11 protein-coding genes are annotated in these 12,509 nt (G+C 71.5%); 7 read left to right on the forward strand and 4 right to left on the reverse strand.

Annotated elements, in window-relative coordinates; translation table 11 throughout:
- Both Q6969_RS07610 and Q6969_RS07615 read right to left on the reverse strand, forming a co-directional pair.
- Positions 1 to 656 (reverse strand): ROK family protein (locus Q6969_RS07610; RefSeq protein WP_317229890.1); only part of this gene is annotated, 656 nt, incomplete at its 3' end.
- On the reverse strand, positions 653 to 1,882 hold the full coding sequence (locus Q6969_RS07615; protein ID WP_317229891.1) for an ROK family transcriptional regulator: 1,230 nt from the start codon (positions 1,880 to 1,882) through the stop codon (positions 653 to 655). The genes Q6969_RS07615 and Q6969_RS07610, both read right to left, overlap by 4 nt.
- A 248-nt stretch (positions 1,883 to 2,130) precedes the next feature.
- On the opposite strand from Q6969_RS07615, the gene Q6969_RS07620 reads away from it, so the two are divergent.
- From Q6969_RS07620 to Q6969_RS07630, 3 genes are all read left to right on the forward strand, one after another.
- Complete coding sequence (locus tag Q6969_RS07620) at positions 2,131 to 3,066, forward strand: sugar ABC transporter permease (protein WP_317229892.1); 936 nt, start codon at positions 2,131 to 2,133, stop codon at positions 3,064 to 3,066.
- Positions 3,067 to 3,076: 10 nt separating this feature from the next.
- Positions 3,077 to 3,985, forward strand: coding sequence for a carbohydrate ABC transporter permease (locus tag Q6969_RS07625; protein ID WP_317229893.1), 909 nt, complete (start codon positions 3,077 to 3,079; stop codon positions 3,983 to 3,985).
- 109 nt (positions 3,986 to 4,094) lie between these two features.
- Positions 4,095 to 5,435, forward strand: coding sequence for an ABC transporter substrate-binding protein (locus tag Q6969_RS07630; RefSeq protein WP_317229894.1), 1,341 nt, complete (start codon positions 4,095 to 4,097; stop codon positions 5,433 to 5,435).
- 81 nt (positions 5,436 to 5,516) lie between these two features.
- On the opposite strand, the gene Q6969_RS07635 is transcribed toward Q6969_RS07630, so the two are convergent.
- Both Q6969_RS07635 and Q6969_RS07640 read right to left on the reverse strand, forming a co-directional pair.
- Positions 5,517 to 6,653, reverse strand: coding sequence for a glycosyltransferase family 9 protein (locus Q6969_RS07635; RefSeq protein ID WP_317229895.1), 1,137 nt, complete (start codon positions 6,651 to 6,653; stop codon positions 5,517 to 5,519).
- A gap of 152 nt (positions 6,654 to 6,805) precedes the next feature.
- Positions 6,806 to 7,855 (reverse strand): LacI family DNA-binding transcriptional regulator, encoded by a 1,050-nt coding sequence (locus Q6969_RS07640; RefSeq protein ID WP_317229896.1) that lies wholly within the window; start codon positions 7,853 to 7,855, stop codon positions 6,806 to 6,808.
- 88 nt (positions 7,856 to 7,943) lie between these two features.
- Here Q6969_RS07640 and Q6969_RS07645 point away from each other — a divergent pair, with 88 nt between their 5' ends.
- From Q6969_RS07645 to Q6969_RS07660, 4 genes are all read left to right on the forward strand, one after another.
- Positions 7,944 to 8,885: a sugar ABC transporter permease gene (locus Q6969_RS07645; protein WP_317229897.1), complete on the forward strand. Its 942-nt coding sequence runs from the start codon at positions 7,944 to 7,946 to the stop codon at positions 8,883 to 8,885.
- A gap of 2 nt (positions 8,886 to 8,887) precedes the next feature.
- Positions 8,888 to 9,838, forward strand: a complete 951-nt coding sequence (locus Q6969_RS07650) for a carbohydrate ABC transporter permease (RefSeq protein WP_317229898.1) — start codon at positions 8,888 to 8,890, stop codon at positions 9,836 to 9,838.
- A 73-nt stretch (positions 9,839 to 9,911) separates the two neighbouring features.
- The gene (locus Q6969_RS07655) at positions 9,912 to 11,267 is read left to right on the forward strand and encodes a sugar ABC transporter substrate-binding protein (protein WP_317229900.1); all 1,356 of its coding nucleotides are present in this window, start codon (positions 9,912 to 9,914) and stop codon (positions 11,265 to 11,267) included.
- Positions 11,268 to 11,353: 86 nt separating this feature from the next.
- A partial coding sequence (locus Q6969_RS07660; protein WP_317229899.1) for a beta-galactosidase occupies positions 11,354 to 12,509 on the forward strand: 1,156 nt, incomplete at its 3' end.

The following is a 12,509-nucleotide window of genomic DNA, read 5'->3' on the forward strand; positions in this document are numbered from 1 at the left end:
GTGCCGCCGCGCCGCCGGTACCGGGCGAGGATGCTGGTCGCCGACGCGTACGCCTCGAGGCACCCGCGCTGGCCGCAGCCGCACGCGTCGCCGTCCTGCACGATCGGCGCGTGCCCGAGCTCGCCCGCGCCGCCCGTGGCCCCGCGCACGACGACGCCGGACGTGACCACCGCGGCGGCGATGCCCGTGCCGATGGGGAGGAACACGAAGTCGCGGAACGCCGCCGCCTCGTCCGGGTGCGCGGCGCGCTCGGCGACCGCGGCGGCGCGCCCGTCGTGCTCCACGTGCACGGGGAGGCCCAGCTCGTCCTCGAGGATCCGGCGCAGCGGCAGCTCGGACCAGCCGAGGTTCGCCGCGTAGCCGATGCTCCCGGTCTCCGCGTCGACGAGCCCGGGGGACGCCAGGCCCACCGCGGTCACCCGGCTGCCGTGCGCCGCGGAGCGGGCGACGAGGTCCGTCACGAGCTCCCGGAGCGTGGCGAGCGCGTCCATGCGGGCGTCGAAGGTGGGCGTCACGCGACGGGCGACGACCCGGCCGTCGGCGTCGAGCACGGCGCCCTTCAGCGTGGTGCCGCCGATGTCCACGGCGACGACCGCGCAGGGACGCGCGGACGGCACCGACGACGGTGCCGCGGGATCCGCCTGCCGGTGGCTCATGCGGTGGCGCCCGCCGCCTCGGCCTCGGCGAGGGCCCGCACCCGCTGCTCCACGCGGGCGGGCGCGAGCACCTCCTCGAGGATCATGCGGGTGGCGCCGCGCACGACGGCGTTGGCCGGGTCCGCCGCCGCGCGCACGTCGAGGTCGTGCGCCGCGATGGGCAGGCAGCGCGAGAACAGCTCCGCGCGGATGGCGGCGACGAGCGGCGCCGAGGCCGACATGGTCCCGCTCAGCACGACCGTGCGCGGGTTCAGGAAGTTGACGATGGTGGCGAGCGAGGCGCCGATGCGGGCGCCGGCGTCCCGCAGGACCGTGACGACCTCCGGGTCGGCGGTGCGCCCGAGGTCGATGATGTCCGACGCGCTGGCGACCGGGTGCCCGAGCGCGGTGAGGCGCGCGGCGACCGCGCCGCCGCCCGCGACCGACTCCAGGCAGTTCGGGATGCCGCAGATGCAGGAGATGGCGGCCTCGCCGTCGACGGCGGAGTGGCTGATCTCGCCGGCCGCGCCGCTGGACCCGCGGTGCAGGCGTCCGCCCGTGAGGATGCCGCTGCCGATGCGCGTGCCGAGCACCACGGCGAGGAGGTGGTCGGCGTCGCTGCGGGCGCCGGGGGCGGACTCGGCGAGCGCCACCAGGTTGGCGTCGTTCTCGACCACGACGGGCACGTCGGTGTGCGCGGCGAAGAGCGCGGGGAGGCTGACGTTGTGCCACGACGGCATGAAGGACGGCAGCACGACGCGCCCGGACGGGTGCTCGATGGGCGCGGGGAGGCCGACGCCGATGCCGGAGAGGAGCGCGGGATCCAGCCCGTGCTCGGCCAGGAGGCCCTGCACCTCGGCCCACATCGTCGCGACGACGGACTCGGGGTCGTGGTCGGGCAGGCCGGGGCGGCGCACGCTGCCGACCACGCCTCCCGCGAGGTCGGCGACGGCGACCGTGAGGTGCCGGGCCCCGAAGTCGACCGCGGCGACGGATCCGGCCTGGCGCACGACCTCGAGCCGCTTCGCCCGCCGCCCGCCGCGGGACTCCTCGTCGCCCTCCTCGGCGATGAGGCCGAGGCGGAGCAGGGCGTCGACCCGGATGCCGACGGTGGAGGGCGACAGCCCCGTGCGGCGCGCGATCGCGGACCGGGAGGCGGCCCGCTCCTCCCGGATGAGGCGGAGCACGTCGCCCACGGATCCGGGGGCGACCTCCACGTCCTGGAGGTGCGGCGAGTTGGTGGCCATGTGGACACCCTATCGACGATCGAACGAAGTTGCCCGAAAAAAGAACTACTTCTTCTGGCAACAGCCCAGTAACATGCGGGAAACACCCGAAGCCTACGGTCGAGAGCCACGGCTTCCCGGACGACGCCGTCCTCCTCCGAGGCGCACGCGTCCGGTCCCCGAGCCGCCCACCACGAGGAGCCCGCGATGACCGCACACCCCCCGACCGCCCGCCCGGGCGCCGCGGCCGGTGCCCGCCGAGGCGCGGCGTGACCGCCCTCACCTCGGCCCGGCTGCCGGAGTCGTACCGGCGCCGCACCATGCACGAGAAGGAGGGCCGCGCCGGCTACGCGCTCGTCGCCCCCACCACGATCCTGCTGTCGGTCTTCTACCTGTACCCGCTGCTGCAGACCGTGGTCTACAGCTTCACCGACTGGAACCCGGGCGCGCCCGGCACCACGAGCTTCGTGGGCCTCGACAACTTCGCGGGCCTGTTCGCGCCGACGAGCGGGTTCCTCTCCGCGCTGCGCAACACGGCGATCATCGCGATCGTGGTGGTGCCGGGATCCATGGCGGTCGGCCTGCTGTTCGCCGCCATGCTCGACGGCCCGTTCCGTGGCCGCTCGTTCTACCGCACCATGATCTTCGCGCCGCACATCGCGCCCACGGTCGGCAGCGCGCTCATCTTCTCCTACCTGCTCACGCCGCTCGGCGGGCTCGTGAACACGGCGCTCGAGCCGTTCGGCGTCAACCCGATCTCGTTCCTCACGACCGAGCCGTGGGCCATCGTCGCGGTCATCGTCTTCATCGTCTGGCAGCAGACGGGGTACACGATGATCATCTTCTCGGCCGCCCTCTCCACCATCCCGCCGAGCTACCACGAGGCCGCGAAGCTCGACGGCGCGGGCGTCGTCCGCCGCTTCCTCTCCATCTCCCTCCCGCTCGTCGCGCCCACCAGCGGGTTCCTCGTCATCACCGGGCTCATCAGCACCCTGCAGGTCTTCACGCAGGTCTACGTGCTGACGGGCGGCGGGCCCCTCGGGTCCACCAAGACCGCCATCTACTGGATCTACGAGCAGGGCTTCCAGTTCTTCAACGGCGGGGCGGCCACCGCGGCCTCCGTCGTCCTCCTGCTGATCGGCATCACCGTCACCGCCGTCCAGCTCAAGTTCCTGTCGCGCCGCGACACCGTCGAGATGCTGTGAAGGGCCCGTCGTGACCATCTCCCTCGAGCGCGAGGCCGCCGCCGCCGTGCCGCCCGCGGGGCCCTCCCGCCCCGCGCACCCCGCCCGCCGACGCCGCCCGCTCCGCCGGCTGCTGCCGTCGACGCTCCGCCACGTCGTGCTCATCGTCGCGAGCCTGGTCTTCTTCGGCCCGTTCATCTGGATGGTGCTCGTGAGCTTCAAGTCGGCCCAGGAGGCGCTGTCGGTCCCGCCGACCTTCCTGCCCACCGAGTGGCACCCCGAGAACTACACGCGGCTGTTCGAGATCGCGCCGTTCGGCCGGTTCTACGTGAACACGGTCGTGGTCGCGGTGCTCTCCACCGCCGGGCAGGTCATCACGAGCCTCATGGCCGGGTACGCCTTCGCCCGCCTGCGGTTCCGCGGCCGCAACCTGCTGTTCCTGGTGCTGCTCGCGGCGCTCATGGTGCCGTTCGAGATCGTGTTCACGCCGCTGATCACGCTGCTCTCGTCGCTCGGGTGGCTGAACAGCTACCAGGGCCTCATCGTGCCGAACGTCCCGTCGATCCTCGGGGTGTTCCTCTTCCGGCAGTTCTTCTCCAACTTCCCGACCGAGATCGAGGACGCCGCGCGCATGGACGGCGCGGGCGTCTGGCAGCGCTTCCGCACGATCATGGTGCCGATGGCGACGCCGATGATCGGCTCCTTCGCGATCCTCTCCTTCGTCTACAACTGGAACAACTTCTTCTTCCAGTTCATCGCCGTGAACCGCACCGAGTTCTTCACCGTGCAGATCGGCCTCACGCTCCTCCAATCGCAGGAGGGCGCCTCGAACTTCAACCTGCTGATGGCGGGATCCACGCTCGCGGTGATCCCCGTCCTCGTCGTCTTCCTGCTCTTCCAGAACCAGATCGTCAAGGCGATCTCCGGCGGGCTCCGCTGAGCCCCGCCGTCCCCCGCGCCTCTCCCCGCTCGACCGCACGCGCACGCCGCACGACCCGCACGGCACCCATCGCACCCACCGCACCACCGCCCCACACCAGGAGGAATCCATGAAGCTCCGCCGCCCCTCGACGCGCTCCCCGCGCTCCACCGTCCTCCGACGGTCCCTCGCCGTCGGGACGGTCCTCGCGACCGCCGTCGCCCTCTCCGGCTGCAGCAGCGGATCCGTCACCGGCAACGCGGGCGACAGCGCGGGCCGCACCACCATCACCATGTGGAACCAGGCCACGGGCGACGCGGCCACCAAGCTCACCGAGCTCGTGCAGCGCTTCAACGACGCGCAGGACGAGTACACGGTGCAGTCGCAGTTCATCGCGTCGGAGGGGTTCACGGCCCGCATGGTGCAGGCGCTCACGAGCGACCAGGCGCCGAACCTCGTCATCAGCGACTCGGAGCCGTCGTCGCTCGGCGAGTCCATCGCGACGGGGAAGATCGTGCCGCTCGACGACCGGCTCGGCACGGGCGACTACGACCTCAGCGCCGACGACATCCCCGAGGGCATGCTCGCCTCCGGCCAGTTCGACGGCACCACCTACGCCCTGCCGACCGACGGCGGCGACTACGCGATCATCTACAACAAGGAGATGTTCGCCGAGGCCGGCATCACCGACACCCCCACCACCTGGGACGAGCTCGCGGCCGATGCCAAGACCCTCACGAAGGACGGCCAGTACGGCGTCTACCTCCCCATCGGCTCGAACGAGTGGCCCGTCTTCACCTGGCAGTCGATGCTGTGGAGCGCCGGCGGCGAGTTCCTCAACGAGGACAACACGGAGGTCGCGTTCGACTCCCCCGAGGGCGTCGCGGCGCTCACCACGTGGACCGACATGGTGAAGGACGGCGTCGCCTACCCGTCCAGCGCCGCGGACAGCAACCAGAACCAGGGCGCCCCGTTCTTCAACGCGGGCCAGTTCGCCATGTTCATCGGCGGCGCCTACAACCTCAGCACCGTCGAGGAGGGCATCGGCGCCGAGAACGTGGGCGTCTTCACCTTCCCGCAGCTGGAGCAGCCGGCCATGAACACGGGCACCAACGTGTCGTACATCACGAAGGGCACCGAGGAGCAGGAGGCCGGCTCCTACGCGTTCCTGTCCTGGTTCATGCAGCCCGACCAGCAGGCCGAGTGGGACATCGCGAGCGGCTACCTCCCGACCAACACGAAGACCGCGGACTCCGACACGTACAGCGCGTACCTCGACGAGAACCCGCTGATCCAGGTCTTCGTCGACCAGCTCGAGTACGCCCGCTCGCGCCCGTCGGTCTCGAACTACGCCGAGGTGAGCGCCGCCCTGGGCGCCGAGCTCGAGAAGGCGATGCTCCTCAAGACCTCGCCGGAGGACGCGCTGGAGGCGGCCGCCACGGCCGGCCAGGCTGCGCTCGACGCGGGCTGACCGCGGGCCGCGCGCCGCGGCATCGCGCGCATCACGACGGCGCGGTCCCTCCGGGGGCCGCGCCGTCGGCGTGCGGGCAGGTCAGGCCGGGACGCGCTCCGCGAGCGACGCGCGGCGCAGCTGCTCCACGTCGGCGTGCACGTCGTCGACGCGCACGTCGGCCACGTACGACGGGTCGTGCGCGCAGCGCTCCGCGGTCCAGCCGACCTGGGTGACGTCGACGCCGCAGACGGGGCAGCGGGTGGTCCAGGCCATGTGGATCCGGTGCCGCGCGCGCCCCACGGGCGCCGCGTTCACGACGTTGCCGAACCAGAACACGCCCACGGTCCGCGCACCCACCGCCTGCGCCAGGTGGCGGGGGCCGCTGTCGTTGCCGAGCACGACGTCCGCGTGCGTGAGGAGTCCCGCCAGCTCGCCGAGCGTCAGGGCGTCGGCGAGCGAGGTCACGCGCGACGCCTGCTCCGCCGGGAGCCCGTCGCGGGCGAGGGCGACGATGCGGTCGGCGTCAGCCGCGTCCGACGCGTCGCCCACCACGACGACCTGCGCGTCGTCGGCCGCCGCGCGCCGGGCGACCTCCGCGAACGACCCGACCGGCCAGCGTCGGCGCGGGTCGGTGGCCCCCGGGTGGATCACGACCAGCCCGCCCGGCGCGCCCGTCACGTGCGTCGCAGCGGCGTCCCGCTCGGCGTCGGTGACCTCGACCACGGGCTCCAGCTCGGCGACCTGCGCGCCCGCGAGGCCCGCGACCTCGAGCCCGCGCATCACCTCGTGCTGGTAGTACACGTACGGGATCACGCGCTCGAGGCGCTCGGCGTCGTCGGTCGCGGTGCCGACCGTGTGCCGGGCGCCGAGCCGCAGCAGGAACGGGTTGGAGTTGCGGCCGCCGCCGTGCACCTGCACCGCGAGGTCGAACCGGCGCGCGCGCATGCGGGCGGCGAACTCCTCGATCTCCTCGGGGTCGGGATCCGTGCCCGGCACGTCCCGCACGCCGTGCGCCACGGGCAGCACCTCGATCGCATCCGGCGCTCCCGGCCGGCCCTCGAGGAGCGCCCGGTGCAGCGGCGTGCCGAGCAGCGTCACGTGCGCGCCCGGGTAGGCGGCCCGCAGCGCGGCGATCGCGGGCAGCGCGAAGATCAGGTCGCCGAGCCCGCCACCGCGGAGCACGGCGATGGAGCGGACGTCGGGGAAGGTCTCATCGAGCGGGGCGACGACGGGCACGGGCGGCCTCCAGGGTCAGCGGGCGGGTCACCCTCCCCGTTCCCCCGCGCCGCCGCATCGAAACGGGCGGCGCCGCGCGCCGGGCAGCGTGCGCCGCAGCGTCGGCCTCGTCGGCCTCGTCGGCTCAGCCCCAGCGACTCGGCCTCGACGGCTCAGCCCCGCGGCGGCGCCGCGCTCTCGCGCACCACGAGCCGGGTCGGCACGATGCGGTCCTGCGACGGCTCGCCGCCCTCGAGCATCTCGAGCAGCACCTGCATCGAGCGACGGCCGATCTCGGTGAAGTCCTGGTGCACGGTCGTGAGCGGCGGCCAGAACGAGCTCGACTCCTCCGTGTCGTCGAAGCCGACGACGCTGATGTCGCCCGGCACGTCGCGGCCGAGCTCGTGCAGCGCGTGCATGATCCCGAGGGCCATCTGGTCGTTCGCGGCGACGATGCCGGTGATGTCGGTGCGCTTCCCGAGCTCCTGGCCGATGCGGTAGCCGGATCGCGTGGTCCAGTCGCCCTGCGCGGGCGGCTCGGGGTCCAGGCCCGCGTCGAGCATGGTGGCGCGCCACTCCGCCGCGCGCCGGGCGGCCGAGTACGAGGTGTGCGGGCCCGCGACGTGCACGATCGCGGTGTGCCCGAGGTCGAGCAGGTGCTGCGTGACGAGGCGCGTGCCCTGCTCCTGATCCGTGTCGACGACCACGAACGGGTCGCCCGCGTCGGAGTCGATGATGACGACCGGCAGGCCCACGGGGATGATCACGTCGGCCCGGTCGAGCATGTGCGCCTCGATGATGATGACGACCCCGTCGACCGCCTCCTCCTGCAGCCGGCTGAACGCGCCGGCCACCTCCCCCTCGGTGGGGTGCGGCACGGGCATGAGCGTGATCGTGTACCCGGCGCCGGACGCCGCGGTCACGATCGCGTCGAGCGTCTTCATGTTGCCGAGGGTGGAGAGCGTGAACATGATGATGCCGATGCTCCGGAAGCGCCCCGTCTTCAGGGCGCGCGCCGCGCTGTTCGGCCGGTAGCCGAGCTCCGCCATCGCGTCCATCACGCGCTGCCGTGTCGTGGCCTCCACGTTCTGCGCGCCGTTGGACACCCGGGAGACGGTCTGCGACGACACCCCCGCGTGCGCGGCGACGTCCGCCATGGACACGGTGCGGCCGCCGGGTGAGCGCCGGCCACTCGACTTGACGACCGACGGTGGAGATGTCATGGTTGCGAGCATCACAGATGTTTACGCAAACACCCAATCGTCCCGAACGGGATGACGGCGTGGACATCCCCCGACGAAGTGGAAGCACATGACGACGATGTCGACTCCGGCCACCCGGCCGAAGGCGCCCGATGCGGCCCGCCCGAGCGGTCCCCCGATGCGACGCGACAAGCGGCGCTGGACCGGCCTGGGCTTCGTGGCCCCGTTCCTGGTCGTGTTCCTGGTCGTCCTCATCGCGCCCGTCGGCTACTCGATCTACCTCAGCCTGTTCCAGGAGCGGATGATCGGCGGCAACTCGTTCGTCGGCATCGCGAACTACACGCAGGCCCTCGGCGACCCGAACTTCTGGGACGCACTCGGCCGCGTCGCGCTGTTCCTCGTGGTGCAGGTGCCGATCATGCTGTTCATCGCCCTCTTCGCGGCGCTGGCGCTCGACTCGGCCCGCCTGCACTTCACGGCGTTCTTCCGCATCTCGATCTTCCTGCCCTACGCGGTCCCCGCGGTCGTCGCGGCCCTCATGTGGGGCTTCATCTACGGCAACCGCTTCGGCCTCGTCGGCAACGTCGAGCAGGCCACCGGCTGGGACCTCCCCGACCTGCTCTCGCAGAGCTGGATCCTCGCGTCGATCGGCAACATCGTCACGTGGGAGTTCGTCGGCTACAACATGCTGCTGTTCTACGCGGCCCTCCGGGTCATCTCGCCGGACCTCTACGAGGCCGCCGAGCTCGACGGCGCGGGCCCGTTCCGCATCGTCACCGGCATCAAGCTGCCCGCCATCCGCGGCGCGCTCGTCATCGGCGTGATCTTCTCCATCATCGGCAGCTTCCAGCTCTTCAACGAGCCGAACATCCTGCAGACGCTGGCGCCCAACTCGATCAGCTCGTACTTCACGCCGAACATGTACGCCTACAACCTGTCCTTCGCGGGACAGCAGTTCAACTACTCCGCCGCCATCGCGATCATCATGGGCGTCCTGACGATGGTGGTCGCCTACGTGGTGCAGCTCGTCGGCACCCGGAAGGACAGCTGACCGTGTCGACCCTCACCGGTACCCCCCTCGCCGCGCCCGACGCCGGCACGCCCACCCGCGACACCCCCGCGGACCGCACCCCCAAGCGCCGCAGGAGCGCCGGGGCGCCCCGCGAGCGCCGCAGCATCGTGCTCACGCTGGTCATGGCGCTGCTGCTCATCTACTCCGTGCTCCCCCTGTTCTGGCTCCTGGTCAACTCGACCAAGACGCAGGACGCGCTGTTCAGCTCGTTCGGCCTCTGGTTCTCGGGCGACTTCGCGCTCTTCGACAACATCCAGGGCGTCCTGACCTACGGGAACGGCGAGTTCGTCCGCTGGCTCGGCAACACCCTGATCTACGTGGTCGTCGGAGCGGGCGGCGCGACGCTGCTCGCGACCCTCGCCGGCTACGGCCTGGCGAAGTTCGACTTCCCCGGCAAGAAGATCGTGTTCGCCGTCGTGCTCGGCGCGGTCGCGATCCCGGGCACCGCCCTCGCGGTGCCGACCTTCCTGCTCTTCAGCCAGATGGGCCTCACGAACACCCCGTGGGCGATCATCCTGCCGTCGCTCATCAGCCCCTTCGGGCTGTACCTCATCTGGACCTACGCGGTCGACTCGGTGCCCACCGAGATCCTCGAGGCCGCCCGCATGGACGGCTCGAGCGAGATCCGCACCTTCTTCACGATCAGCCTGCGGCTCCTCAGCCCCGGCCTCATCACGGTGCTGCTGTTCTCGATCGTCGCGACCTGGAACAACTACTTCCTGCCCCTGATCATGCTGAGCGACTCCACCTGGTACCCCCTCACGGTGGGTCTCAACCAGTGGAACGCGCAGTCGACCACGGTGGGCGGCGAGCCGATCTACAACCTCGTGATCACCGGCTCGTTCCTCGCGATCATCCCGATCGTCATCGCGTTCCTCTTCCTCCAGCGCTACTGGCAGTCCGGCCTCTCGGCCGGCGGCGTCAAGGCGTAGCGCCCTCCGACAGCACCTCCCGCACCACAGCACCTCCCTCCCGCACCACCACGAAGAAGTGAAAGGCACCACCATGTCCATCTCGTTCCCCCGCAGGGCGAAGCGCGTCGTCGCGCTCGGCCTCGGCATCGTCCTCGCGGGCTCCCTCGCGGCCTGCTCCTCCGGATCCAGCGGCGGCGCCAGCGCCGACAGCGCCACGGCCGACGAGCTCGCAGCGGCGCTCGACACGAAGTCGACCATCACGGTCTGGGCCTGGGCCCCCGCGGTCGAGCCCATCGCCGAGGCCTTCGAGAAGAAGCACCCGAACATCACGGTCGACGTGCAGAACGTCGGCACCGGCGCCGACCAGTACACGAAGCTCCAGAACGCCATCAAGGCGGGCAAGGGCGCGCCCGACGTGGCGCAGGTCGAGTACTTCGCGATCCCGCAGTTCGCGCTCGGCGAGTCGCTCGCGGACCTCTCGGGCTACGGCTACACCGACCTCGAGGACCAGTTCACGGCCTCCACCTGGAACGCCGTCACCGAGGGCGACGCCCTCTACGCGCTGCCGCAGGACTCGGGCCCCATGGCGATGTTCTACCGCCAGGACGTCTTCGACAAGTACGGCATCTCCGTCCCCACCACGTGGGACGAGTACGTGGCCGCCGCGGAGACCATGCACGCCGCCGACCCGAACCAGTACATCACCAGCGACTCCGGCGACGCCGGCTTCACCACGAGCATGATCTGGCAGGCCGGCGGCCAGCCCTACAAGGTCGACGGCGACAAGGTCACCATCGACATGCAGGACGAGGGCGCCAAGAAGTACACCGCCATGTGGAACCAGCTCGTCGAGAACGGCTCGCTGGCCCAGACCCCCGGCTGGACCGACGAGTGGTTCCGCGGCCTCGGCGACGGCTCGATCGCCACGCTGATCACCGGCGCCTGGATGCCCGGCAACCTCATCGCCCAGGCGGCGGAGGGCTCCGGCCAGTGGCGCGTCGCCCCCATGCCGCAGTACACCGCGGGTGACACCGCGACCGCGGAGAGCGGCGGATCCTCCATCGCCGTCATGCAGCAGTCGGAGAACAAGCTCGTCGCGGCGGAGTTCGCGAAGTTCACCACCGCCGAGGAGGAGGGTCGCCAGATCTCCTTCGACGCCGGCGGGTTCCCGTCCACCACGGCCGACCTGGACAGCCCCGAGTTCCTCGCCGACGCCCCCGAGTACTTCGGCGGCCAGAAGATCAACGAGGTGCTCAGCGAGGCCTCGAAGAACGTCGTCCCGGACTGGCAGTACCTGCCCTTCCAGGTCTACACGAACAGCATCTTCAGCGACTCGGCCTCGGCCGCGTACTCCAACGGCACCTCGCTCGACCCCGTCCTCGAGGCGTGGGGCAAGGCCGCTGCCGAGTACGGCGAGCAGCAGGGCTTCACCGTCGAGGTGAAGTAGCCGGCACGACCTGAACGACGAGGGGAGGTGCGACGCGAGTCGCGCCTCCCCTCTCCCATGCCCCGCCCCCACGCAAGGACACGACCATGCCCGGCCTCCCCGCCACCAGCACCCGCTTCCGCATCGGCGCCGACGACTTCGAGCTCGACGGCAGCCCGCACCGCGTCATCGCGGGCGCCCTCCACTACTTCCGCGTGCACCCCGACCAGTGGGCCGACCGGATCCGCAAGGCCCGCCTCATGGGCCTCGACACCATCGAGACGTACGTCGCCTGGAACGCCCACTCCCCCGAGCGCGGCGCCTTCGACACGAGCGCCGGCCTCGACCTCGGCCGCTTCCTCGACCTCGTCCACGCCGAGGGCATGCACGCGATCGTGCGCCCCGGCCCGTACATCTGCGCCGAGTGGGACGGCGGCGGCCTGCCCGGCTGGCTGTTCGAGGACCCCGCCGTGGGCGTCCGCCGCAGCGAGCCGCTGTACCTCGCCGCGGTCGACGAGTTCCTCCGCCGCGTGTACGAGATCGTCGCGCCGCGCCAGATCGACATGGGCGGGCCCGTGATCCTCGTGCAGATCGAGAACGAGTACGGCGCGTACGGCGACGACGCCGAGTACCTGCGCCACCTCGTCGACCTCACGCGCGACTCCGGCATCATCGTGCCGCTCACCACCGTCGACCAGCCGACCGACGGGATGCTCTCCCGCGGCAGCCTCGACGAGCTGCACCGCACCGGGTCCTTCGGCTCGCGCGCGACCGAGCGCCTCGCCACCCTCCGCCGCCACCAGCCGACCGGGCCGCTCATGTGCAGCGAGTTCTGGGACGGCTGGTTCGACCACTGGGGCGAGCACCACCACACGACCTCCGCGGCCGACGCCGCCGCGGAGCTCGACGCGCTGCTCGCCGCGGGCGCGTCCGTGAACATCTACATGTTCCACGGCGGCACGAACTTCGGCTTCACCAACGGCGCCAACCACAAGGGCACGTACCAGTCGCACGTCACCTCGTACGACTACGACGCCCCGCTGGACGAGACCGGATCCCCGACGGAGAAGTACCTCGCGTTCCGCGACGTGATCGCGCGCTACCGGACCGTGCCCGACGAGCTCCCGGAGCGCCGCGGCGACGCGCCCGCGTTCACGGTGGCGTTCGACGCCGCCGTGCCGCTCGCCGACCTGGTGGGCGACGCGGCGGACGGGGCGGGCAGCGCCACCCGGTGCAGCGCGAAGCCGCGGAAGACGCCGAGCG

It is taken from the genome of Clavibacter sp. MX14-G9D (genome assembly GCF_032917815.1).
GTDB classification, from domain to species: Bacteria; Actinomycetota; Actinomycetes; order Actinomycetales; family Microbacteriaceae; genus Clavibacter; species Clavibacter michiganensis_K.